The organism is Stenotrophomonas sp. 01N47 (assembly GCF_056399165.1).
Genome location: NZ_JBFTQU010000004.1, coordinates 305,564 through 328,488 on the forward strand (window position 1 = coordinate 305,564; position 22,925 = coordinate 328,488).

The window sequence follows — 22,925 nt, forward strand, 5'->3', positions numbered from 1 at the left end:
GAATAAGAAGACGTGTCGAACTGGCCTCTACTCAGTGTCCTCATCTGGCTGCCGATCCTCGGCGGTGCCCTGATCCTTGCGATCCGTGATGCGCAGACCGCCCGTTGGGCGTCGCTGGGCGTCGCGGTGCTGACCTTCGTTGCGAGTCTCTCGCTGCTGGGCGGCTACAACCCGGGCATCGACGCGCTGCAGTTCGTCGAGACCCACGCCTGGATCCCGACCTACAACATCGGCTACAACCTGGGCGTGGACGGCATCGCCGTAGCGCTGATCCTGCTGACCACACTGGTCAGCGTGCTCGCCCTGATCGGTGCCTGGAGCGCGATCGACAAGCGCGTGAACCAGTACGTGGCTGCCTTCCTGATCCTGGAAGGTGTCACCGTCGGTATCTTCTCGGCCACGGACGCGATGCTGTTCTACGTGTTCTTCGAGGCGATGCTGATCCCGATGTTCCTGATCATCGGTGTCTGGGGCGGCCCGCGCCGCATCTACGCCGCGCTGAAGTTCTTCCTGTACACCTTCCTCGGCTCGGTGCTGATGCTGGTGGCGCTGATCTACCTGTACATGAAGGGCGGCAGCTTCCAGCTGGCCGACCTCTATGCACTGCAGCTGTCGGGCAAGGAGCAGACCTGGATCTTCTTCGCCTTCCTGATCGCTTTCGCGGTCAAGGTGCCGATGTTCCCGGTGCACACCTGGCTGCCGGACGCGCACGTGGAAGCGCCGACCGCCGGTTCGGTGATCCTGGCCGCCATCGCACTGAAGATCGGTGGCTACGGCTTCCTGCGCTTCAACCTGCCGATCGTCCCCGATGCCTCGCAGGAATGGGCATGGCTGGTCATCGCGCTGTCGCTGATCGCGGTGATCTACGTCGGCCTGGTCGCCCTGGTGCAGGACGACATGAAGAAGCTGATCGCCTATTCGTCGATCGCGCACATGGGCTTCGTCACCCTGGGTACCTTCATCGCCCTGTGGCTGGTGCGTGAAGCCGGCAACGTCGATGCGGCCCGCCTGGGCCTGCAGGGCGCCATGGTGCAGATGATCTCGCACGGCTTCGTGTCCGGCGCGATGTTCTCCTGCGTCGGCGTGCTGTACGACCGCATGCACAGCCGCCGCATCGCCGATTACGGCGGCGTGGTCAACGTGATGCCGTGGTTCGCCACGTTCGCCATGCTGTTCTTCATGGCCAACGCCGGCCTGCCGGGCACCAGCGGTTTCGTCGGTGAGTTCATGGTCATCCTGTCGGCGTTCCAGCGGAACCCGTGGATCGCCCTGGGCGCAGCCACCACCCTGATCATCGGTGCGGCCTACACCCTGTGGCTGTACAAGCGCATCTTCTTCGGTGAGGTGGCCAACAGCCACGTCGCCGAACTGAAGGACATCAACGGCCGCGAATGGCTGGTGCTGGGCGTGTTCGCCATCGGCGTACTGGCCCTGGGCATCTACCCCAAGCCGCTGACCGACCTGATGGAGCCCTCGATCGCAAAGCTGGCGATGCAGATCGCATCCAGCAAGCTGCTGTAATTCCAGGATTTGATGATGACCACCTCGCCGCTGCTGCCACTGACCGCCGCTGACCTGCCACCGCTCGCTCCCGAGCTGGTGCTGATCGGCAGCGCCTTCGCCCTGATGATCCTCGACCTGTTCGTCAGCGAGCGGAACAAGATCGTCACCCACCTGTTCTCGGTCGCCGCACTGGCCGTGGTGCTGTTCATGCTGGCTACCGGCGTGGGCGGGCAGGGGGAGGTCTTCCATGGCATGTTCGTGCGCGATACCGCCGCGGACGTGATGAAGACCGGGATCGTGCTGCTCAGCGGCCTGACCCTGATTTACGGCTGGGGCTACCTGCGCGAGCGCAAGTTGTTCCAGGGTGAGATTCCTGTGCTGATCCTGTTCGGCACCGCCGGCATGATGATCCTGGTGTCCGCCGGCAGCCTGCTGATGGTGTACCTGGGCCTGGAACTGCTGGCCCTGTGCTCCTACGCGCTGGTCGCCAGCAACCGTGAAAGCGGCCTGGCCTCGGAAGCGGCGATGAAATATATCGTCCTCGGCTCGCTGGCTTCTGGCCTGCTGCTGTACGGCATGTCGCTGATCTACGGCGCCACCGGCAGCCTGCACCTGGACGCCATCCAGGCCGCCATCCCGCACTCGGAAGAGCGCGTGCTGCTGATCACCGGCGCGGTATTCATGATTGCCGGTGTTGCCTTCAAGCTGGGTGCCGCACCGTTCCATATGTGGCTGCCCGACGTGTACCAGGGTGCTCCGGCTCCGATCGCGCTGTTCATCAGCTCGGCACCGAAGCTGGCCGCCTTCGGCATGGCCTACCGCCTGCTGGAAATGGGCGTGGGCCCGCTGTCCACCGAACTGCAGCTGCTGATCGCCGGCCTGGCCGCGGTCTCGTTGGTGATCGGCAACCTGATGGCCATTGCGCAGAGCAACCTCAAGCGCATGCTGGCGTTCTCCACGGTCTCGCATATCGGCTTCCTGCTGATGGGCATCGCCGGCGGCGGTTCGCAGGGCTATGCGGCCGCGCTGTTCTACGCCCTGGCCTACGCGATCATGTCGACCGCGGCCTTCGGCGCGATCATCGCGCTGTCGCGCGCCGGTTTCGAGGCCGAGAACATCGAGGACTTCAAGGGCCTGAACGCCCGCAACCCGTGGATGGCCGGCCTGGTGCTGTGCATCATGGCGTCGCTGGCAGGCATCCCGCCGTTCCTCGGTTTCTGGACCAAGCTGGCCGTGCTCGGCGCAGCCATCAACGGCGGCCTGCTGTGGCTGGCGATCCTGGGCGTGCTGTGCGCCGTGGTCGGTTGCTTCTACTACCTGCGCGTCATCAAGGTCATGTACTTCGATGAGCCGGTGGGCGAGGCCATGCCGCGCAGCAAGGACCGCGTGTTGGGTGTCGTGCTGGGCGTGAACGCACTGGCACTGCTGGCGCTTGGCCTGGCCTGGAACCCGATCATGGTCTGGTGCCAGCAGGCATTTGCGCATCTTGCATAAAAGTTGACACAAAGCTGCGCGATTCGTGTAATATACGCAGCTTGAGTTGTCACTGCAGCGGTTCAGCCAGAACATCGTTGCGGAGCGCCCCCTCTCCAGAGTGGGGCAGCAGTTCAAACACTTCCGGTGCGGGGTGGAGCAGTCTGGCAGCTCGTCGGGCTCATAACCCGAAGGTCGCAGGTTCAAATCCTGCCCCCGCTACCAACACATCGAATCGGCGCCAACCAGTTCGATGAATGAGGAAAAGCTTGCAGGTTTTGAAGTTATCCCTCATAATTCCGCTTCTGATGCGGGGTGGAGCAGTCTGGCAGCTCGTCGGGCTCATAACCCGAAGGTCGCAGGTTCAAATCCTGCCCCCGCTACCAAGTAAAGAATGCGCCTTCGAAGCTCTGCTTCGAGGGCGTTTTTCTTTGCGGCTTCCGCCGATCCGCCGGGCCATGCCTGGCGAGCGCAGCGAAGGGTTTCAGGACGGCCGCAGCCTTGCACCAGAGCGGTGCAGGGGCTATCATCAGCGGCCTAGAAGTACCCCTGACGGCGGCGCTCCCCATCGGAGAACCACCCGGAAGGAGGGCCGCAACACGCTTGTTCAGCGCGTTGCAACCGGAATCCAGTCACCGGAGTCTTTCCGGAAAAGGGGCCCAGCGGGCCCTTCGTCGTTTTCGGGGCGTCATGTTTCCATGCTGGCCAAGGCCGGCACCCAACCAAGAGATCAAGGCAGGCTGTGAGCGACAAGGCAACCGACATCGCGAATCTGCTCGCCCCGACCGTTGTGTCGCTGGGCCTGGAGCTGCTGGGCGTTGAGTATCTGCCGGCCCCCGGCGGTGCGACCCTTCGCCTTTACATCGACGTGCCGCTGGCGGAACAGCCGGAGCGCATCATCAATGTGGACGACTGTGAGCGGGTAAGCCGCGAAGTGTCCGCACAGATGGACGTCGAAGACCCGATCAGCGGCAATTACACGCTGGAAGTGTCTTCGCCGGGCGTGGATCGCCCGCTGTTCAACCTGGAGCAGTTCGGTCGTCACCTCGGCGAATCGGCCAAGGTCACCCTGAAGCTGCCGCAGGAAAACCGCCGTCGCCTGCAGGGTCGCATCGAAGCGATCGACGAGGCGCAGGGCAGCATCACCTTCATCGTCGACAACGCCGCACTGGTGGTGTCGGCCGACAACATCGACAAGGCGCGGATCATGCCTGACTGGGTGGCGCTGGGGCTGGCCCCGAGCAAGCCGACCGGTCCGGCGCCGAAGCGTCCGAAGCCGAACAAGAATTCTTCTTCCAACGAGCCGGCGGCAAAGAAGCCGCGCGCGGAGTGAGCCAATGAGCAAGGAACTGTTGCTGGTAGTGGACGCGGTCGCCAACGAGAAGGGCGTGCCGCGTGAAGTGATCTTCGATGCCATCGAGGCCGCCCTGGCCTCGGCAGCGAAGAAGCGCTATCCCGACGAGGAAGTGCTGACCCGCGTGGTCATCGACCACAAGGACGGCAACTACGAAACCTACCGCCGCTGGGAAGTGGTGGCCGATGACGTAGTGATGGAATCGCCGGATCGCCAGATCCGCCTGATGGACGCCATCGACGAAGCCGAAGGCGTGGACGTCGGCGATTACATCGAAGAGCAGATCGAGAACCCCGACTTCGGTCGCATCGCCGCCCAGGCCGCCAAGCAGGTGATCGTGCAGCGCGTGCGCGAAGCCGAGCGCCAGCAGGTTGTCGATGCGTGGGCCGACCGTGTGGGCGAGCTGATCACTGGTGTGGTCAAGCGCGCCGAGCGCGGCAATATCTATGTCGACCTTGGCGGCAACGCCGAAGGTTTCATTCCGAAGGACAAGGGCATTCCGCGTGATGTCCTGCGTGCCGGCGACCGCGTCCGCGGTTACCTGGCCGAAGTGCGTTCGGAGCCGCGTGGCCCGCAGCTGTTCATCAGCCGCGCCGCGCCGGAATTCATGATCGAGCTGTTCAAGCTGGAAGTGCCGGAAGTTGGCCAGGGCCTGGTGGAAATCAAGGCGTGCGCCCGCGATCCGGGCGACCGCGCCAAGATCGCCGTGCTCGCCCACGATGCCCGCACCGATCCGATCGGCGCCTGCATCGGCATGCGTGGTTCGCGCGTGCAGGCCGTGTCCAACGAGCTCAATGGCGAGCGCGTGGACATCGTCCTGTGGAACGAGAACCCGGCCAACTTCGTCATCAACGCGATGGCACCGGCCGAAGTGCAGTCGATCATCGTCGATGAAGACAAGCATTCGATGGACCTGGCCGTTGCTGAAGACCGTCTGGCCCAGGCAATCGGCAAGGGCGGCCAGAACGTGCGCCTGGCCAGCCGCCTGACCGGTTGGCAGCTGAACGTTATGACCCAGGACCAGGTGACCGCCAAGTCGGAGGCCGAGCAGGCTTCTGCCCGCCAGCTGTTCATGGACAAGCTGGAAGTGGACGAGGAAATCGCTGGCATCCTGGTCAGCGAAGGCTTCGGCACGGTCGAGGAAATTGCATATGTACCGGTCGGCGAACTGCTGGCCGTGGAAGGTTTCGACGAAGACATCGTCGAAGAGCTGCGCGCACGTGCCCGCGATGCGCTGCTCAATGAGGCCCTGGCAGTCGAGGAAGGCCTGGAGGACGGCCAGCCGGCGCAGGACCTGCTGTCCCTGAAGGGCATGGACGAAGCCACCGCATATGCGTTGGCCGGCCACGGCGTGCGTACCAGCGAGGACTTGTCCGACCTGGCCGCCGACGAGGTCATGGACTTCGGCATCGAAGGGCTGGACCAGGAGCGCGCCGCGGCGCTGATCCTGGCCGCGCGTGCCGAGGAAATCGCCCGACTGGAACGCGGCGAATGAGCCGGCAATGAACAGGGCCCTGAGCCGATCAGGGCGTAGAATCCGCGCCACCTCCAGATGCGGGGGGGCGCCCACAAGATCATAGGATCCGAATGTCGCAGCAAACCACCATCCGCAAGCTTGCTGAACTGGTCAATACACCGGTCGAAAAACTGCTGGAACAGCTGGCTGGTGCCGGCATGAAGTTCAGCGGTCCCGACCAGGTCGTGACCAGCTCCGAGAAAGTGAAGCTCCTGGGCTTCCTACGTCGCTCGCATGGCAAGCCCGAGCAGGCCCCGGAAGAGACTGATCAGTCTGCCAAGAAGATCACCCTCAACCGTCGCAAGCAGCAGGAAGTGACGGTCAATTCCGGTCGCAGCAAGACAACCGTGAACGTGGAAGTGCGCCAGAAGCGCACCTACGTCAAGGCCGATGGTGGTCGCGCGATGACCCCGGACGAAGAGCGTGCCGACATCCTGCGCAAGCTGGAAGAGTCGCGCGCACGCAACCTCGCCGAGCAGCAAGCACTGGCCGAGAAGGACCGCCTGCGTGACGAGGAAATCGTCCGCAAGCGCGAGGAAGAGGTCGCTGCCAAGGAGCGTGCCGAGGCTGAGAAGAAGGCGGCCGAGGAAGCTGCGGTCGCCGCCAAGGCTGCCGAGGCGTTGGCTGCCAGCCAGCCGAAGGTGCGCGCACCGATCGACGAAACCGCGCCGCGCCCGCCGCGCGCTCCGGCTGCAGCCCCGGCTGCTCCGCGTAGTGCGCCGCCGCGCAGCGACGACCGCAACAATCGCAACGCGCCGCGCAACGAGCGTGGCCCGGGTGATCGCTTTGCCGGTCAGATGCACTTGTCCGCCGCCGATCGTGCGCGCCGTGGCAACAGCAACAACAGCAACAACCGTGGTCGCCCGGGCAGCCGTCCGACGTCCGGCCGTCGCGACATGTCGCGCGGCGGTGGCAACTCCGGCCCGCACGCCTTCGAACGTCCGACCGCACCGGTCGTGCGTGAAGTGGCGATCGGCGACACCATCACCGTGGCCGACCTGGCGCAGAAGCTCGCGCTGAAGGGCGGCGAGGTGGTGAAGGCGCTGTTCAAGATGGGCGTGATGGCCACCATCACCCAGTCCATCGATCACGACACTGCCGCACTGGTCACCGAAGAACTGGGTCACAAGGCGATCCGCGCCAGCGACAACGACGCCGAAGACGCGCTGTTGGCATCGGCGGGTGAGAACAAGGGCGAGGCCGTGCAGCGTCCGCCGGTGGTCACCATCATGGGCCACGTCGACCACGGCAAGACCTCGCTGCTGGATTACATCCGTCGCACCAAGGTCGCCACCGGCGAAGCCGGCGGCATCACCCAGCACATCGGTGCGTACCATGTTGAAACGCCGAAGGGCGTCATCAGCTTCCTGGATACCCCGGGCCACGCCGCGTTCACCTCGATGCGTGCCCGCGGTGCCAAGCTGACCGATATCGTGGTGCTGGTCGTGGCTGCCGATGACGGCGTCATGCCGCAGACCAAGGAAGCGATCCAGCACGCCCGTTCGGCGGGTGTGCCGCTGATCGTGGCGATCAACAAGATCGACAAGTCCGGTGCCGACCCGATGCGGGTCAAGAACGAGCTGCTCTCCGAGCAGGTCGTGGCCGAAGACTTCGGTGGCGACACCCAGATGGTGGAGATCTCGGCCAAGACCGGCCTGGGCATCGACGATCTGCTGGAAGCTGTTTCGGTCCAGGCTGAACTGCTGGAACTGAAGGCGGTCGACGAGGGTCGTGCCAACGGCGTGGTCATCGAATCCTCGCTGGACAAGGGGCGTGGCCCGATCGCCACGGTGCTGGTGCAGCAGGGCCGCCTGAAGAAGGGCGATTACCTGGTGTGCGGTATCCAGTACGGCCGCGTGCGTGCGCTGTTCGACGAAACCGGCAAGCAGCCGGAGTTCGCTGGACCGTCCATTCCGGTGCAGGTCCTGGGCCTGTCCGGCGTGCCGGAAGCCGGTGACGACTTCGTCGTCGTCGACGACGAGCGTCTGGCCAAGGACGTTGCCCAGCAGCGTGAGACCAAGCGCCGCGAGTCGCGCCTGGTCGCCACCGCTGGCAGCCGCATGGAAGACATCATGGCGACCCTGGGCAAGGGCGAGGGCCAGCAGGTCCTCAACCTGGTCATCAAGGCCGACGTGCAGGGTTCGGTGCAGGCGTTGAGCCAGGCGCTGGTGGCGCTGTCCAATGACGACATCCGCATCAACGTGATCCACTCCGGCGTGGGCGGCATCACCGAGTCGGACGCCAATTCGGCCGCCGCTTCGAAGGCCACCGTCATCGGCTTCAACGTGCGTGCGGATGCTTCGGCCCGTCGCATCATCGAATCCAACGGCGTGGACCTGCGTTACTTCTCGATCATCTATGACGTGATCGATCAGGTGAAGCAGGTGGCCTCCGGTCTGCTGGGCGTGGAGATCCGCGAAGAGATCATCGGTATCGCCGAGGTCCGCGACGTCTTCCGCAGCTCCAAGCTGGGTGCCGTCGCCGGCAGCATGGTCATCGAGGGTGTGGTCAAGCGCAACAAGCCGATCCGCGTCCTGCGCGACAGCGTGGTGATCTTCGAAGGCGAGCTGGAATCGCTGCGCCGCTTCAAGGAAAACGTCGAGGAAGTCCGCAACGGTACCGAATGCGGTATCGCGGTGAAGGCCTACAACGACGTCAAGCCCGGTGACCAGATCGAGTGCTTCGAGCGTATCGAAGTGCCGCGCACCCTGTAATGCTGCAACGGACCGGCCCTCACGGGCCGGTCCTGTTTCAACCCGTAGACTGCAACAACGAAACCCAACAAGAGCCTGCCGCGTGCCCAAGACTTTCCATCGAACCGACCGTGTCTCCGCCCAGCTGCGCCGTGAACTCGGCACCCTGGTGCACAACGCCGTGCGTGAGCACGGGTTGCCCTCGGTGAGCGTGTCCGACGTGGAAATCACCCGCGACATGGCCCACGCCAAGGTGTTCGTCACCGCGCTGATGCCGGAACGTTCGGTTGAAGCCGTGAAGGGCCTGAAGGAACTGGCCTGGGGCCTGCGCATGGAGCTGGCGCGCGCGATGAAGCTGCGGCACGTGCCGGAGCTGCATTTCCACTACGACGACTCGGTCGATCGTGGCGAGCGCATCGACAACCTGTTGCGCGACCTGCCCGATACCGTGGCCGCCGAAAAGCGTCGCGAAGGCGACGAAGAATAAGGTAGCGCCGGGCCATGCCCGGCGTCTTTCCATTCCGGCAACGCGAAGCCCATGCGGGCCGCGCTGCGGCAGCCGAGCATGGCTCGGCTCTACCAAATCCTGTCATGACCCGAATTCAGTTCCGCCGCCTGGATGGCATCCTGCTGCTCGACAAGCCGACCGGCATGAGCTCCAACGCCGCGCTGCAGGTCGCCCGTCGCCTGTTCCGTGCGGAGAAGGGTGGCCACACCGGCAGCCTTGACCCGTTGGCCACGGGCCTGTTGCCGCTGTGCTTCGGCGAGGCCACCAAGATCGCCGGCCTGCTGCTGGGCTCGGCCAAGGCCTACGACGCCGAGATCGTGCTGGGCCAGACCACCGATACCGACGACGCCGAGGGCCAGGTGCTGCTCGAGCGGCCGGTGCCCGTGATCAGCGCCGAGGCCCTGCAGGCGGCGATCGCGCCGCTGCTTGGCGACATCCTGCAGCGTGCGCCGATCTATTCCGCGCTCAAGCAGGGCGGGGAGCCGCTGTACGTGAAGGCCCGCCGTGGCGACGCCATCGAGGCGCCCGAGCGTCAGGTCAAGGTCCACGCCATCGAGATTCTGGAGCAGCAACCCGAGCGGCTGCGGCTGCGGGTCACCTGCGGCTCGGGCACCTATATCCGCAGTCTGGCCCGTGACCTTGGTGAAACGCTGGGCTGTGGCGCACACATCAGCGCCCTGCGGCGCCTGTGGGTGGAACCGTTCCACGAACCGGCGATGGTCACTCTGGAGCAGCTGAGGGCCCTGGTGGAAGCCCAGGACGAGGCCGCCATGGACGCGCTGCTGCTGCCGCTGGCGGCGGGTCTGTCCGAGTACCCCCGGGTCGACCTGGACGCCGAGCAGGTCCAGCGCTTCTGCGTAGGCCAGCGCCAGCGCGACCCCTCTTGGCCGCGTGGCCTGGTGGCCGTGTTTGGTCCCGGATCGGCGGTGCAGGGCCTGGGCCAGGTCGATGATGGCGGTCTGCTGGCCCCGCAGCGCCGCTTCAACCTCTGAACGAAGAAGCCCGGTTCAGCCCCGGACCTTGTTCCAAAGCCCCCTGGCCGTTACAATTTCGCGGCCGTTTTACGGCAGCCTGCCGAAAGCGGGTTTCATCCATTTGTTGGTTCACGGCGAGCCAGGCGGTGCGCGAAAGCGCGTTCCTGCCGGCCACGCATCACAGAGAAAAAAAGACATGTCGATCGACACCCAGAAGGTCATTGAAGACAACAAGCGCAGCTCGGCTGATACCGGCTCCCCGGAAGTCCAGGTTGCACTGCTGACCGCCCGCATCGAACTGCTGACCGGCCACTTCAAGACCCACAAGAAGGATCACCACAGCCGCCGTGGTCTGCTGCAGATGGTCAACCGCCGCCGCAGCCTGCTCGACTACCTGAAGAAGAAGGACGTCGAGCGTTACAAGGCCCTGATCGAGAAGCTTGGCCTGCGTCGCTAAGCAACGAATCCCCCGCGGCGCAGCGATGCGCCGCGGTTTTGTTTTGTAGCACCGCAATACCTTTTTCAGATCGGAACGACCGATCATCCGTTGGCGGCAAGGGTCGCCCTCGGTCCATTCGCAGACAGCATCCCCAAGGACACCCTCCGTGGCAAAAATCACCAAAACCTTCCAGTACGGCAAGCACACCGTCACGCTTGAGACCGGCGAAATCGCCCGCCAGGCCGGTGGCGCCGTCATCGTCAAGTTCGACGACACCGTGCTGCTGGTCTCCGCCGTTGCCGCCAAGAGCGCGCGTGAGGGCCAGGACTTCTTCCCCCTGACCTGTGACTACCAGGAGAAGTTCTACGCCGGTGGCCGTATCCCGGGTGGCTTCTTCAAGCGCGAAGGCCGCGCGACCGAGAAGGAAACCCTGATCTCGCGTCTGATCGATCGTCCGATCCGTCCGCTGTTCCCGGAAGACTACAAGAACGAAGTCCAGATCATCGCCACCGTGATGTCGCTGAACCCGGACATCGACGGTGACATCCCGGCCCTGATCGGTGCCTCGGCCGCGCTGTCGCTGGCCGGCACCCCGTTCAAGGGGCCGATCGCCGCCGCCAAGGTGGGTTACAAGAACGGTGAGTACATCCTCAACCCGACCGTGACCGAACTGAAGGATTCGGAGCTGGAGCTGGTCGTTGCCGGTACCGCCAACGCTGTGCTGATGGTGGAATCCGAAGCCGCGCTGCTGTCCGAAGACGTGATGCTGGGCGCCGTGACCTTCGGTCACCGCGAAATGCAGAAGGTCATCAACGCGATCAACGAGCTGACCGTGGAAGCCGGCACCAAGCCGTCGACCTGGGTCGCCCCGGCCAAGAACGACGTGCTGATCAGCGCCCTGCAGGAAGCCATCGGCCCGCGTCTGGGCGAAGCCTTCCAGGTGCGTGACAAGCTGCAGCGCCGCGACGCCATCTCGGCGATCAAGAAGGACGTGGTCGAGTCGCTGGCCGGCCGCGTGGCCGCTGAAGGCTGGAACCCGGCCGAGCTGTCGAAGGAATTCGGCGAGCTGGAATACAGCACCATGCGCAACTCGGTGCTCGACACCAAGGTCCGCATCGACGGCCGTGCGCTGGACACCGTCCGCCCGATCGCAGTGAAGACCGGCATCCTGCCGCGTACCCACGGCTCCTCGCTGTTCACCCGCGGTGAAACGCAGGCCATCGTGACCATCACCCTGGGCACCGCCCGTGATGGCCAGGTCATCGATGCCGTCTCCGGTGAGTACAAAGAGAACTTCCTGTTCCATTACAACTTCCCCCCCTACTCGGTGGGTGAAACCGGCCGCATGATGGGCCCGAAGCGTCGCGAGATCGGCCACGGCCGTCTGGCCAAGCGCGGCGTGCTGGCAGTGATGCCGTCGCTGGAATCCTTCCCGTACACCATCCGCGTCGTCTCGGAAATCACCGAGTCGAACGGTTCCTCGTCGATGGCGTCGGTCTGCGGCTCGTCGCTGGCCCTGATGGACGCCGGCGTGCCGGTGAAGGCTCCGGTGGCGGGTATCGCCATGGGCCTGGTCAAGGAAGGCGATCGCTTCGTCGTCCTGTCCGACATCCTGGGTGACGAAGATCACCTGGGCGACATGGACTTCAAGGTTGCCGGTACCGCTGAGGGCATCTCCGCCCTGCAGATGGACATCAAGATCGAAGGCATCACCGAAGAGATCATGAAGCAGGCTCTGCAGCAGGCCAAGGCTGGCCGTCTGCACATCCTGGGCGAAATGGCCCACGGCCTGACCGCCCCGCGTGAGGAGCTGTCGGACTACGCGCCGCGCCTGCTGACCATCAAGATCCACCCGGACAAGATCCGCGAAGTGATCGGCAAGGGTGGTTCGACCATCCAGGCCATCACCAAGGAAACCGGCACCCAGATCGACATCCAGGATGACGGCACCATCGTCATCGCTTCGGTCAATGCCATCGCTGCCCAGGCCGCCAAGGCCCGCATCGAGCAGATCACCTCGGACGTCGAGCCGGGCCGCATCTACGAAGGCAAGGTCGCCAAGATCATGGACTTCGGTGCATTCGTCACCATCCTGCCGGGCAAGGACGGCCTGGTCCACGTGTCGCAGATCTCCAGCGACCGCGTCGAGAAGGTCGGCGACGTGCTGAAGGAAGGCGATGTGGTCAAGGTCAAGGTGCTGGAAGTCGACAAGCAGGGCCGTATCCGCCTGTCGATGAAGGCCGTCGAGGAAGGCGAAGGCGCCACCGCCGAGTAATCGACCGCAGGTCGATTGCGGTAGGTGTCACCCTTGGTTGACACGCCAAAATGAAAAAGCGGGCTTCGGCCCGCTTTTTCTTTGCCTGCAACACCCGCCAGGCACGACGCTACGACGACTGTTCCTCTGCTTCGTCTTGTCCCAGCCACCAGACCTGGCCGGGCTCCGGGTCCGGAAGTGGATGCTCGCGTTGTTCAATCGCCTCCAGCACGCGCCCACTGCCTGCTGCTGTCCATACCGCCATCAGCTTCTCCACTGCAGCGCGGCCCTGCGCGGCGATGCCGAGGTTGCGTTCGCTCTCCCAGTGATCATCATCACGGGTTTCGCCATCGCTGTGGTCGTCATCATGCTGGTGCGGTGTGCCATAGCTGCAGCGCAGGCACAGGTGACGTACCGAATGGGTCCAGTCTTCGACCAGGCCGATGCCGGGCAACGTCATTGCGCGCAGCGCGGCAATGTCCTCCGGCCCTTCGCACTGCACGAACACGGCATGGGTCGCCATGTCCGACTGCTGCAGGCGCTGCATGGCATTGAACACCGGTACTTCGCGCTCGCCGTAGGTCCGGCGCCCGGTGGAGGCACCGTCGTGCAGCACGATGTCGCCGAAGCGGAACCCGCTCTCCGCAAGCGGCACGTTTTCCAGCCGCGCGCGCACCGGATCGAGCCGGCGCATGTACACGGTCTCGCCGCTGGACCACGGATTCAGGCGAACACAGGCAACGCCGAAATTGCCGTTGATCGGGCCTTCGCCCTCGGGGAGGGTGATGCCGCAGCGGGTCCATTGCCGGCGTGCCTCGGCCCAGTCGCCGGCGCCGGTGGCGGCAATTCCCGCATTCCACGCGGTCGCCTCATCGACTTCATCGCGCAGCTGCTCGGAGCGGAGGTTGTCCTGCAGCGACAACGCCCACTCGCGCAGGTACTTGTGTGCCAGCCCGCGCATGTAGTGCAGGTGGGGGATGTCGGGTGTCCATTCGACGAGCTGGCCGAACAGGATTGCTGCGTCAGCAAGGTCGCCCGCATCAAAGGCCGCATAGGCGCGGGCCTCCAGCGCCTGCAGCCTTTCGAGGGTTTCGTCGTCCAGCAGTTCGCCGTCTGCGTCGTGGTCTGCGGTCATGTCCGTGTGCCAGTGAAGATCCAGCGCCACCTTAGCTCAGGCGGGTCGTGTGTTGTCCTGCAGCGAAGTGCTTTCGACGTTGTGCAGCCACGACCGTGTCAGCTTCCAGCGGCACACCACTGTCCAGCGGACGACATGCACGGACATCCGCACCACGGGCCGATCTGTTTGCTAACGTGGCTGCGCCTTCGACCCGGGAGTTTCCATGTTCCGCCAGACCATGGCCGTACTTGCAGTGCTGATCGCCAGTGCCCTGCCCATCGCAGCGCAGGCAGCGCCAGCGCAACCGCCGATCTTCGGTGCGTACTATCCCGGCGGTTCTGCCGAGCGCTATCCGGTATCGAGCATCCCGGCCGAACGACTCACTCATCTGTTCTATGCGTTTTCCACCATCGAAGACGGACGCTGTGCGATCGGTGCCGAGGCGCCAGCCAACTTCGCCGCGTTGGCCGAGCTCAAGCGCAGGCATCCGCATCTGCGCACGTTGATTTCGATCGGGGGCTGGGGCGCGGGCGGATTCTCCGACGCTGCGCTGACCGATGCCAGCCGCAGGCGCCTGGTTGATTCGTGCATGGCGTTGTTCTTCGAGCGTCATGCCGGCAGCTTCGATGGCGTGGACATCGACTGGGAGTTCCCGGTCAGCGGTGGCCCGAAGGAGCTGGAGCACCGCCCGCAGGACCGTGCCAACCTGACCAAGCTTGCGCAGGCCTTCCGGCTGGCGCTGGATGCCCGCGGCAGAAAGGCGGGGCAGCCGATGCTGCTGACCGCCGCGCTGGCCGCTGGCCGTCTGCAGACCGATGGGCCGTACGACCCCGCCGCCAGCTACGATCTGCCCGCGTTGGCCAAGGTGTTCGATTTCATCAACCTGATGAGCTACGACATGGGCACCGGCTTCTCGTCGGTGTCGACCTTCAATGCCCCCCTGCATGAAGTGCCAGCCGACCCGCTGGCGCCGGAGCTGCGGCGCTGGAACAACGTGGCCGGTGCCGTGCAGTACTACCGCGAGCATGGCGTGCCGGCGGGCAAGCTGGTGCTGGGCGTGCCGTTCTACGGGCGCGGCTTCAAGGTCACCGGCGAGTCGGCGGACGGCCTGTACCAGGCCTACAGCGCGCCGGCCGATGCCGGTGACTGGCGGGTGATCAAGGCGCGCTATCTCGACCAGCCGGGTTGGACGAAGCATTGGCAACCGCAGGCGCAGAGCCCGTGGCTGTACAACCCGGCGCAGAAGATCTTCATCAGCTACGAGGATCCGCGCTCCATCGGCCTGCGTGCGCAGTTCGCGCGCGAGCAGGGCCTGGCCGGTGTCTTCATGTGGGAGCTGACCGGTGACGATGAGCAGGCCAGCCTGCTCAACGCCATGCTCGCTCCATGGCAGAAGGCCCGCGTCGGCGACTGACCGGTTCAACATTTCCTGCCAGGGGCCGGTCCGGCGGTGACGGGCAAACGCTGTGGCCGGAAACCGCACATCGGCGCCATGCACGCAGCGCTAAGCTGCGTGCATGATCATCATCGACCGCCTGGACCATCTGGTGCTTACCGTTGCCGACATCGAGCGCAGCTGCGACTTTTACCAGCGCGTGCTGGGCATGCAGGTCGTGCGCTTCGGCGCCGGCCGCGTCGCCCTGCAGTTCGGCCAGCAGAAGATCAACCTGCACCCGGCCAGCGCGCCGTTGCAGCCCCACGCGCTGCTGCCGACCCGAGGCAGCGCCGATCTGTGCCTGATCACCCCGCTGGGCGTACAGGCGGTGCTGGCCCACCTGCAGGCCCAGCAGGTAACGATTGAAGAAGGACCGGTGCCGCGTACCGGAGCGCTTGGGCCAATCGAGTCGGTGTACTTCCGTGATCCGGATGGGAATCCGATCGAAGTGGCCCGCTACGTGGAAGCCATGTAAACCCGCGTGCTGCGAGCGGGCTTGGTCAGTTCGCCCACACGCTGTTGGGGTCACCGTTGCGGGCCCGCCGCTGGCTCGCATACGCCAGCCGGGCAAAGCCAAAGGCCATCGCCAGTGCCATCGCATCGATCCAGAACAACGGCCAGTGGCCGCGTGCGGCGGCCAACCACAGCCAGTCACCGTTGAGGGCGCCGTGCGCCACCGGCACCAGCGCGGTGCTGATCGCCGCAGCCCACAGCAGTTCGCGCGCCGCCTGTGCCGGGCGGCGCAGGGCTGCCCACAGCGCACACGCCGCCCAGGTCACGAAGCAGGCCCAGCGGATGCCGTGGTCGACCTGGGCAGGCGCTACCCGCTCCAGCACCAGCGCGGCCACGAAGGCCACCGAGATCGCCACGCACAGACCGATGCAGACGCCCACCGTGGCCCGCGCCATGTTGACGGCCGCGCGCGACTGCTGCGGCTGACGGCGCTTGCGACGCGACTCGATCCACAGCAGGTTGCCCGAATAGAACAGGAAGGCGCCGCCGAGGCCCAGCAGGAAGTACAGCCAGACCACCACGCCGTTGCCGAACTCGCCGAAATGCAGGGCGTAGGCGGCACTGAGCGTGGCGTGATTGGCATCGCGCTGGCCGGGCAGCTGGCTGGCCAGCACGCGGCCGCTTTCGACATCCAGCGCGACAGCGCCGAGCGGGCCAAGCGTACCGCTGGCCTCGCCGGTGATTTCGATGGTCGCGTTGGCATCACCGCCATTGGCCAGTTTCAGGTAGGCCGGTTCGAAATTTGCCACACCCTGCGCGCGGGCCACTTCCAGCGCCCGTGCGTGCAGTTCGCGCAGGCTGCCCGGTGCCGCAGGGATGCCACTGGCTTCGCGCAGCGGCGCGGTGTCCATCGCCGTCGGTACCGCCTGCAGCGCCTTGCCGTCGTAGATCAGGGGATCGAGTACGGCCATCTGCATGAACACCAGGCAGAGCAGGGCGCCGGTCACCGCGAACATCAGGTGGAACGGCAGGCTGAGCACGCCGATCACGTTGTGCGCGTCCTGCCACTGCTGCTTGAGATTGCGGCCCGGGCGCAGCGCGAACAGATCGCCCAGCAGCTTGGGCAGGTGGATCACCAGCCCGCTGAGCAGGGCCATGCCGTACAGCAGGCTGACGATGCCCATCACGTAGATCCCGGCCACCGGCAGGCCCAGGCTGTAATGCAGTTCGTTGACCAGTTCGGCCAGCCCGGTCTGCGGTGGCGTCGGACTGCCGCCGGTCTGACCCGGCCATGCATAGCGCCAGCTGCCATCTTCGGCCTGCCAGTAGGCCAGCGGTTGCGGATGATCGGCGCCCGGGAAGGTCATGCCGACGTGGCGACGCGCTTCCGCATGCGTGGCCAGTACATCGTCGAGCAGGTACTGGGCGTCATCCAGGCCGGCCGGCAATGCGGTTGCCGCGCCAGGCGTCTGCCACAGCGGGAGGTCGTGGTGGAACAGGGTCAGTGCGCCGGCATAGAACGCCACGAACAGCCCGAAGCCGGCGACCAGGCCGACCCAGGTGTGCAGGGTGGTGAACGTGCGCAAGGTCTGTGAACTGAATTTCATGCGGTCGATCTCATTGCACTGCGCCGGCCAGGCGCAGCAGTCCGAGTACGGCGAAGCCAAGGGCCGCGCAACCGGCCAGGGTCAGCCAGGCGCGCAACGGGCTGCGGAAACTGAAGGCCCACAGCGCGGCCAGCATCCACAACGGGACAAACGCGATCAGGCTCGGCACCAGGGCCTTCTGCCAGGGGCCCGGCGGCAGCCATGCGACCAGGCCGGTCGCCGCAGCGGCAAGGAAGAAGCCGGCGAAGATGCCGGCCAGTGCGCGCGACCACATCAGCGCGGCTCCACATCGGGGCGGTGCCACGCGGCCAGTGCTGGCAGCAGCATGGCGGCCAGCATCCAGGTGCACAGCATCGCCACCAGGCCGGCGGCAAAGCCCAGTTCGGCCATCCACAGCCACAGCGCAGCGACTGCAGCGACCAGGCCGATCTGCCGGCCCAGGCGCCCGGCACGGCGCAGGCGTGGCCAGCGGCAGTGCGGGGAGGCGGCATAGAAGGCCAGCGCGGAGAACATCGCCGACAGCATGCCGAGGCTGCAGAAGCCCAGGGTCGACAGGCCAACGGTGATCATCGGGGGCTCCGGGCCCGGCATACGGCCGGTGAACGCGGGGCACGGGCGGGACCGGCAGGCGCCGGTCGGGGCGGGTGGCGCATTGCAGGATCCTGGGGGGAAGCGGGCAGGCCGGCACGGGGCGGGCTGCGCGGACATGGTAATCATTGCGTTTTCACGCCGCCAGCCAGCGCCATTCAGGCACCGCTTGGGCTTTGTCCGCCGCTGGTTTAAGATCACTGGCAATCACATCCTGGAACCAAGGTGGCCCGCGCACTGCGCCGGCCGAGCGTGCGACATGAGCACTACCACCGCCCACTGTTGACCTGCCCCGAAGGCCCTGCATTCCAGGCGCCCTCGCGGCGCTTTTTTATTGCCCGGACGACAGCCCGGGAGCGCTTTCCAGCCCGCCACGACGGGCCCCGCATGAAGCCATTGCAATGATCACGATTACCCTTCCCGACGGCAGCCGCCGCGAATTCGAAAACCCCGTCAGCGTCATGGACGTCGCCCAGTCGATCGGCGCCGGCCTGGCCAAGGCCACCATCGCCGGTTCGGTGGATGGCGTGCTGGTCGATGCCAGTGATGTCATCGACCACGATGCGTCCCTGCGCATCATCACCGCCAAGGACGAGGAGGGCGTGGAAATCATCCGCCACTCCAGCGCCCACCTGGTCGGCCACGCGGTCAAGCAGCTCTATCCGGACGTGAAGATGGTGATCGGCCCGGTGATCGCCGAGGGCTTCTATTACGACATCTACTCCGAGCGTCCGTTCACCCCCGAAGACATGGCGGCGATCGAAAAGCGCATGGGCGAGCTGATCGCGCAGGACTACGACGTCATCAAGAAAGTGACGCCGCGTGCGGAGGTCATCGAGATCTTCAAGGCCCGTGGCGAGGACTACAAGCTGCGCCTGATCGAAGACATGTCGCCTGACATCCAGGCGATGGGCATGTACTACCACCAGGAATACGTGGACATGTGCCGCGGCCCGCACGTGCCCAACACGCGCTTCCTGAAGGCCTTCAAGCTGACCCGCATTTCCGGCGCCTATTGGCGCGGCGACGCGCAGAACGAGCAGCTGCAGCGCGTCTACGGCACCGCCTGGGCCGACAAGAAGCAGCTCGATGCGTACATCAAGCGCATCGAAGAAGCGGAGATGCGCGACCACCGTCGCATCGGCAAGCAGCAGGACCTGTTCCACCTGCAGGAAGAGGCCCCGGGCCTGGTGTTCTGGCACCCGAAGGGCTGGGCGCTGTGGCAGGTGGTCGAGCAGTACATGCGCAAGGTGTACCGCAGCACCGGCTACGGCGAAGTGCGCTGCCCGCAGATCCTGGACGTGTCGCTGTGGCAGAAATCGGGCCACTGGGACAACTACCAGGACGCGATGTTCTTCACCGAGTCGGAGAAGCGTACTTACGCGCTGAAGCCGATGAACTGCCCGGGTCACGTGCAGGTGTTCAACCAGGGGCTGCACAGCTACCGCGATCTGCCGATCCGCTACGGTGAGTTTGGCGCCTGCCACCGCAACGAGCCCTCCGGCGCGCTGCACGGCATCCTGCGCGTGCGTGGCTTCACCCAGGACGACGGTCACGTGTTCTGCACCGAAGACCAGGTCGAGGCGGAAGTGACCGCGTTCCACCAGCAGGCGCTGGCGGTGTACCAGCACTTCGGCTTCGAGGAGATCCAGGTCAAGATTGCGCTGCGCCCCGAATCGCGCCTGGGCGATGACGCCACCTGGGACAAGGCAGAGGGCGCGCTGCGCTCGGCGCTGTCCAGCTGCGGGGTGGAATGGCAGGAGCTGCCGGGCGAGGGCGCCTTCTACGGCCCGAAGATCGAGTACCACCTGAAGGACGCCATCGGCCGCACTTGGCAGCTGGGCACCATGCAGGTCGATTTCATGATGCCCGGCCGTCTGGGCGCTGAATACGTGGACGAAAACAGCCAGAAGAAGCATCCGGTGATGCTGCACCGGGCCATCGTCGGCTCGATGGAGCGTTTCCTGGGCATCCTGATCGAGCACCACGCCGGCCAGTTCCCGGCCTGGCTGGCGCCGACCCAGGTGGTGGTGGCCAATATCACCGATGCGCAGGCTGAATACGTCTCTGCGGTGACCAAAAGCCTTGCGGATCAAGGCTTCCGCGTCAGCGCCGATTTGCGTAACGAGAAGATCGGCTATAAGATTCGCGAGCACACGCTGCAGCGCGTGCCGTACCTGCTGGTCATTGGTGACCGCGAGAAGGAAAACGGCGCTGTGGCGGTGCGTACGCGTTCTGGCGAAGATCTCGGCAGCATGAGCCTTCAGGCCTTCACCGAGCGGCTCCAGGCCGAGGGCGCGTAAACAAAGGTCCGGCCCGTGCGCATTGGCGCCCGGGCCGGGTTCGACACCCTTGGGAGATCGCAATATCAGTACCCCTGACAACAAACAGAACCGCAAGAATCAGGAAATCCGTGTGCCGCGCGTCCGCGTGATCGGCAGTGACGGAGAAATGATCGGCGTGTTGACGCGAGACGAAGCGTTGTCCATGGCCGAAGATGAAGGTCTGGACCTGGTCGAGATCCAGCCGCAGGCAGACCCGCCGGTGTGCAAGATCATGGACTTCGGCAAGTTCAAGTTCGAAGCCCAGAAGAAGGCCAGCGAGGCCAAGAAGAAGACCAAGCAGGTCGAGATCAAGGAAGTGAAGTTCCGTCCGGTCACGGACGAGGGCGACTACCAGATCAAGCTGCGCAAGATGCGCGGTTTCCTTGAAGAAGGCGACAAGATCAAGGTCAACATCCGTTTCCGTGGCCGTGAAATGAGCCACCAGGAACTGGGCCGCGAGATGGCAGGCCGGATCGAAGCTGATCTGGGCGAGGACATCGTCATCGAATCCCGTCCGCGCCTGGAAGGGCGTCAGATGGTGATGATGATCGCGCCGAAGAAGAAGACCTGAGGCCTGACGGGCTGCCTCGCGGGGCGCCTGGCGGCTGAATGGATCAAGGTGAAGGGGCGCCGCTGGCGTCCTTTTGCTTTTCCGGGGCGGGCAGGGCCGGTCTCGGTGTGAAAACGGTGTGGGGGCTGGTTACAGGGCGGATTTGCCTGTATCATGCCCGGCTCGACCCACCCAGGACGGGTCGTACGCCGATCATGGCAGGACGGAAAGAGCGGCCCAGGCCGCCGCCAGATCAGTCAGAAACCAGGGTCATATCCCATCAAGGACATTGCAATGCCCAAGATCAAGACCAACCGGGCAGCGGCCAAGCGTTTCCGCAAGACCGCCTCGGGCAAGTACAAGTGCGGCCACGCCAACCGTAGCCACATCCTCACGAAGAAAGCGACCAAGCGTAAGCGTAACCTGCGTCAGACGAATCACGTCCGCGCAGAAGACGCAGGCCGTCTGGACCGCATGCTTCCCTACCTCTGAGGACTGATACATGGCACGAGTAAAGCGTGGCGTACAGGCGCGTCGCCGCCACAAGAAAATCCTTGATCTGGCGAAGGGCTACTACAATGCCCGTCGCAAGGTCTTCCGCGTCGCCAAGCAGGCGGTCATCAAGGCACAGCAGTACGCCTACATCGGCCGTAAGCAGAAGAAGCGCAACTTCCGTTCGCTGTGGATCACCCGCATCAACGCGGCTGCCCGCATCAACGGCCTGAGCTACAGCCGTTTCATGAACGGCCTGCTGAAGGCTGGCATCACCCTGGACCGCAAGGTTCTGGCTGACATCGCCGTGCACGACGCAGCTGGCTTTGCTGCACTGGCCGAAAAGGCCAAGGGCGCACTGGCGGCATAAGTCCTTCCCGATGCCGTTGCCGTTCACGGAGAACGGTGTCAGGTTGAGGCAATGCATGGGGAAGGGCGCAAGTCCTTCCCCATTCTTTTTTGTGCCGGGCGCAGCCGTGCAGATGGCGGGCGACCGGCAAGCGGTTGCGACGGCGCGGCCCTTCGCGCATCGCGATGGCAGACCGACTGGAGTTCCGGCTACCCATGAGCGACATCCAATCCCTCACTTCCCAGGCGCTGGCCGACGTGGCCGCCGCGCAGAGCCCGGACGCGCTGGAACAGCTGCGCGTGGCCCTGCTTGGCAAGAGCGGCAGCATCACCTCGCAGCTCAAGCAGCTCGGTGCGCTGCCGGCCGACGAACGCAAGGCGGCCGGTGAGGCCATCAACCAGGCCCGCGACGCGCTGAGCAGCGCGCTGGGCGAACGCAAGGCGGTGCTGGAAGATGCTGCGCTCGATGCGCGCCTGGCTGCCGAGGCGATCGACATCACGCTGCCGGGCCGCAGTGGCGAACGGGCCGGCCTGCACCCGATCACCCGTACCCTCGAGCGCATCACCGGCATCTTCGGCCGGCTGGGCTACGAGTTGTCCGAAGGGCCGGAGATCGAGGACGACTGGCACAACTTCGAGGCGCTGAACTTCCCGCCGCACCATCCGGCGCGCGCCATGCATGACACCTTCTACTTCGGTGACGGCCGGCTGCTGCGCACGCATACCTCCGGTGTGCAGGTGCGCTACATGGGCGAACACCAGCCGCCGCTGCGCATGATCGCCGCCGGCAAGGTCTATCGCAGCGACAGCGACCAGACCCATTCGCCGATGTTCCACCAGGTCGAAGGCCTGCTGGTCGACGAGCACTCGACCTTCGCCGACCTGAAGGGCACGTTGTCCGAGTTCGTGCGCGCGTTCTTCGAGCGTGATTTCGAGATGCGTTTCCGCCCCAGCTACTTCCCCTTCGTCGAACCCGGCGCGGAAGTGGACATCGCCTGGCAGCAACCCGATGGCAGCACCCGCTGGCTGGAAGTGCTCGGCTGCGGCATGGTCCACCCGAACGTGCTGCGCAACGTCGGCATCGATCCTGAGCGCTACACCGGATTTGCCTTCGGCCTGGGCGTGGAGCGTTTTGCGATGCTGCGCTACGGCGTCAACGACCTGCGCGCGTTCTTCGAGAACGACGTGCGGTTCCTGAAGCAGTTCGCGTAAGCCACAACCAGTAGAGCCGGGCCATGCCCGGCTGCACTTGAATCCGAAGCCCAGGCGCATGCGCCGGGCCCACCAGGGTGACCCC

Annotated in this window: 20 protein-coding genes and 2 tRNA genes; 18 read left to right on the top strand and 4 right to left on the bottom strand. The window is 65.1% G+C overall.

All coding sequences use genetic code 11. The features are described 5' to 3' along the window. The first annotated feature begins 12 nt into the window (after positions 1 to 12). The 11 genes from AC1DKR_RS09470 to pnp all read left to right on the top strand — a co-directional run bounded on the left by AC1DKR_RS09470 (position 13) and on the right by pnp (position 12,735). Positions 13 to 1,521: an NADH-quinone oxidoreductase subunit M gene (locus tag AC1DKR_RS09470; protein ID WP_312108567.1), complete on the top strand. Its 1,509-nt coding sequence runs from the start codon at positions 13 to 15 to the stop codon at positions 1,519 to 1,521. Between the two features lie 15 nt (positions 1,522 to 1,536). Beyond that, on the top strand, positions 1,537 to 2,997 hold the full coding sequence (nuoN, locus tag AC1DKR_RS09475; RefSeq protein WP_312108565.1) for an NADH-quinone oxidoreductase subunit NuoN: 1,461 nt from the start codon (positions 1,537 to 1,539) through the stop codon (positions 2,995 to 2,997). Positions 2,998 to 3,124: 127 nt separating this feature from the next. Then, positions 3,125 to 3,201: transfer RNA gene (locus AC1DKR_RS09480), tRNA-Met, on the top strand. Positions 3,202 to 3,285: 84 nt separating this feature from the next. Beyond that, positions 3,286 to 3,362: transfer RNA gene (locus AC1DKR_RS09485), tRNA-Met, on the top strand. A gap of 356 nt (positions 3,363 to 3,718) precedes the next feature. Then, positions 3,719 to 4,309 carry a ribosome maturation factor RimP gene (gene rimP, locus AC1DKR_RS09490; RefSeq protein ID WP_025876223.1) on the top strand — a complete coding sequence of 197 codons (591 nt, stop codon included), beginning with the start codon at positions 3,719 to 3,721 and terminating at the stop codon, positions 4,307 to 4,309. Positions 4,310 to 4,313: 4 nt separating this feature from the next. Continuing rightward, on the top strand, positions 4,314 to 5,825 hold the full coding sequence (nusA, locus tag AC1DKR_RS09495) for a transcription termination factor NusA (RefSeq protein ID WP_099819062.1): 1,512 nt from the start codon (positions 4,314 to 4,316) through the stop codon (positions 5,823 to 5,825). 92 nt (positions 5,826 to 5,917) lie between these two features. Next, positions 5,918 to 8,560, top strand: coding sequence for a translation initiation factor IF-2 (infB, locus tag AC1DKR_RS09500; protein WP_313250519.1), 2,643 nt, complete (start codon positions 5,918 to 5,920; stop codon positions 8,558 to 8,560). 82 nt (positions 8,561 to 8,642) lie between these two features. After that, entirely contained in the window at positions 8,643 to 9,026 is a 384-nt protein-coding gene (gene rbfA / locus AC1DKR_RS09505) for a 30S ribosome-binding factor RbfA (protein ID WP_025876229.1), read from the top strand. Between the two features lie 104 nt (positions 9,027 to 9,130). Further along, complete coding sequence (gene truB / locus AC1DKR_RS09510) at positions 9,131 to 10,039, top strand: tRNA pseudouridine(55) synthase TruB (protein ID WP_312109954.1); 909 nt, start codon at positions 9,131 to 9,133, stop codon at positions 10,037 to 10,039. Positions 10,040 to 10,217: 178 nt separating this feature from the next. Then, positions 10,218 to 10,478: a 30S ribosomal protein S15 gene (rpsO, locus tag AC1DKR_RS09515; RefSeq protein ID WP_005410445.1), complete on the top strand. Its 261-nt coding sequence runs from the start codon at positions 10,218 to 10,220 to the stop codon at positions 10,476 to 10,478. A 148-nt stretch (positions 10,479 to 10,626) separates the two neighbouring features. Next, positions 10,627 to 12,735 carry a polyribonucleotide nucleotidyltransferase gene (gene pnp, locus AC1DKR_RS09520; RefSeq protein ID WP_025876239.1) on the top strand — a complete coding sequence of 703 codons (2,109 nt, stop codon included), beginning with the start codon at positions 10,627 to 10,629 and terminating at the stop codon, positions 12,733 to 12,735. A 109-nt stretch (positions 12,736 to 12,844) separates the two neighbouring features. Here the strand turns inward: pnp and AC1DKR_RS09525 are convergent, their stop codons facing one another. After that, positions 12,845 to 13,849 carry a tetratricopeptide repeat protein gene (locus AC1DKR_RS09525; RefSeq protein WP_478032509.1) on the bottom strand — a complete coding sequence of 335 codons (1,005 nt, stop codon included), beginning with the start codon at positions 13,847 to 13,849 and terminating at the stop codon, positions 12,845 to 12,847. A gap of 205 nt (positions 13,850 to 14,054) precedes the next feature. Between AC1DKR_RS09525 and AC1DKR_RS09530 the strand changes: the two genes are divergently transcribed. Both AC1DKR_RS09530 and AC1DKR_RS09535 read left to right on the top strand, forming a co-directional pair. Beyond that, the gene (locus AC1DKR_RS09530; RefSeq protein ID WP_478032511.1) at positions 14,055 to 15,245 is read left to right on the top strand and encodes a glycoside hydrolase family 18 protein; all 1,191 of its coding nucleotides are present in this window, start codon (positions 14,055 to 14,057) and stop codon (positions 15,243 to 15,245) included. 103 nt (positions 15,246 to 15,348) lie between these two features. Next, a complete protein-coding gene (locus AC1DKR_RS09535) occupies positions 15,349 to 15,741 on the top strand; it encodes a VOC family protein (protein ID WP_478032513.1) in 393 nt (130 codons plus the stop codon). A 25-nt stretch (positions 15,742 to 15,766) separates the two neighbouring features. Here AC1DKR_RS09535 and AC1DKR_RS09540 read toward each other — a convergent pair whose 3' ends face one another. From AC1DKR_RS09540 to AC1DKR_RS09550, 3 genes are read right to left on the bottom strand one after another with little or no spacing between them, the layout of a single operon-like run. Continuing rightward, the gene (locus AC1DKR_RS09540) at positions 15,767 to 17,326 is read right to left on the bottom strand and encodes a PepSY-associated TM helix domain-containing protein (RefSeq protein ID WP_346602360.1); all 1,560 of its coding nucleotides are present in this window, start codon (positions 17,324 to 17,326) and stop codon (positions 15,767 to 15,769) included. Positions 17,327 to 17,336: 10 nt separating this feature from the next. After that, on the bottom strand, positions 17,337 to 17,600 hold the full coding sequence (locus AC1DKR_RS09545; RefSeq protein ID WP_025876252.1) for a hypothetical protein: 264 nt from the start codon (positions 17,598 to 17,600) through the stop codon (positions 17,337 to 17,339). Beyond that, positions 17,600 to 17,896, bottom strand: a complete 297-nt coding sequence (locus tag AC1DKR_RS09550; protein WP_025876254.1) for a hypothetical protein — start codon at positions 17,894 to 17,896, stop codon at positions 17,600 to 17,602. The genes AC1DKR_RS09545 and AC1DKR_RS09550 overlap by 1 nt, the downstream gene beginning before the upstream one ends. A gap of 419 nt (positions 17,897 to 18,315) precedes the next feature. Here AC1DKR_RS09550 and thrS point away from each other — a divergent pair, with 419 nt between their 5' ends. The 5 genes from thrS (at position 18,316) to pheS (ending at position 22,840) form a co-directional block, all read left to right on the top strand. Continuing rightward, on the top strand, positions 18,316 to 20,217 hold the full coding sequence (gene thrS / locus AC1DKR_RS09555; protein WP_025876257.1) for a threonine--tRNA ligase: 1,902 nt from the start codon (positions 18,316 to 18,318) through the stop codon (positions 20,215 to 20,217). A 49-nt stretch (positions 20,218 to 20,266) separates the two neighbouring features. Continuing rightward, positions 20,267 to 20,809, top strand: coding sequence for a translation initiation factor IF-3 (infC, locus tag AC1DKR_RS09560; RefSeq protein WP_025876259.1), 543 nt, complete (start codon positions 20,267 to 20,269; stop codon positions 20,807 to 20,809). A gap of 273 nt (positions 20,810 to 21,082) precedes the next feature. After that, the gene (gene rpmI, locus AC1DKR_RS09565) at positions 21,083 to 21,280 is read left to right on the top strand and encodes a 50S ribosomal protein L35 (RefSeq protein WP_002811096.1); all 198 of its coding nucleotides are present in this window, start codon (positions 21,083 to 21,085) and stop codon (positions 21,278 to 21,280) included. Positions 21,281 to 21,290: 10 nt separating this feature from the next. Beyond that, positions 21,291 to 21,650: a 50S ribosomal protein L20 gene (gene rplT, locus AC1DKR_RS09570; protein ID WP_005410435.1), complete on the top strand. Its 360-nt coding sequence runs from the start codon at positions 21,291 to 21,293 to the stop codon at positions 21,648 to 21,650. Positions 21,651 to 21,844: 194 nt separating this feature from the next. Continuing rightward, positions 21,845 to 22,840 (top strand): phenylalanine--tRNA ligase subunit alpha, encoded by a 996-nt coding sequence (gene pheS / locus AC1DKR_RS09575; RefSeq protein ID WP_089236281.1) that lies wholly within the window; start codon positions 21,845 to 21,847, stop codon positions 22,838 to 22,840. Positions 22,841 to 22,925 lie beyond the last annotated feature (85 nt).

Coding starts and splice junctions, on each gene's coding strand:
- nuoN (WP_312108565.1), top strand. CDS start 1,537: ATGACCACCTCGCCGCTGCTGCCACTGACCGCCGCTGACCTGCCACCG.
- nusA (WP_099819062.1), top strand. CDS start 4,314: ATGAGCAAGGAACTGTTGCTGGTAGTGGACGCGGTCGCCAACGAGAAG.
- infB (WP_313250519.1), top strand. CDS start 5,918: ATGTCGCAGCAAACCACCATCCGCAAGCTTGCTGAACTGGTCAATACA.
- truB (WP_312109954.1), top strand. CDS start 9,131: ATGACCCGAATTCAGTTCCGCCGCCTGGATGGCATCCTGCTGCTCGAC.
- rpsO (WP_005410445.1), top strand. CDS start 10,218: ATGTCGATCGACACCCAGAAGGTCATTGAAGACAACAAGCGCAGCTCG.
- AC1DKR_RS09525 (WP_478032509.1), bottom strand. CDS start 13,849: ATGACCGCAGACCACGACGCAGACGGCGAACTGCTGGACGACGAAACC.
- AC1DKR_RS09530 (WP_478032511.1), top strand. CDS start 14,055: ATGTTCCGCCAGACCATGGCCGTACTTGCAGTGCTGATCGCCAGTGCC.
- AC1DKR_RS09535 (WP_478032513.1), top strand. CDS start 15,349: ATGATCATCATCGACCGCCTGGACCATCTGGTGCTTACCGTTGCCGAC.
- AC1DKR_RS09540 (WP_346602360.1), bottom strand. CDS start 17,326: ATGAAATTCAGTTCACAGACCTTGCGCACGTTCACCACCCTGCACACC.
- AC1DKR_RS09545 (WP_025876252.1), bottom strand. CDS start 17,600: ATGTGGTCGCGCGCACTGGCCGGCATCTTCGCCGGCTTCTTCCTTGCC.
- AC1DKR_RS09550 (WP_025876254.1), bottom strand. CDS start 17,896: ATGATCACCGTTGGCCTGTCGACCCTGGGCTTCTGCAGCCTCGGCATG.
- thrS (WP_025876257.1), top strand. CDS start 18,316: ATGATCACGATTACCCTTCCCGACGGCAGCCGCCGCGAATTCGAAAAC.
- rpmI (WP_002811096.1), top strand. CDS start 21,083: ATGCCCAAGATCAAGACCAACCGGGCAGCGGCCAAGCGTTTCCGCAAG.
- rplT (WP_005410435.1), top strand. CDS start 21,291: ATGGCACGAGTAAAGCGTGGCGTACAGGCGCGTCGCCGCCACAAGAAA.
- pheS (WP_089236281.1), top strand. CDS start 21,845: ATGAGCGACATCCAATCCCTCACTTCCCAGGCGCTGGCCGACGTGGCC.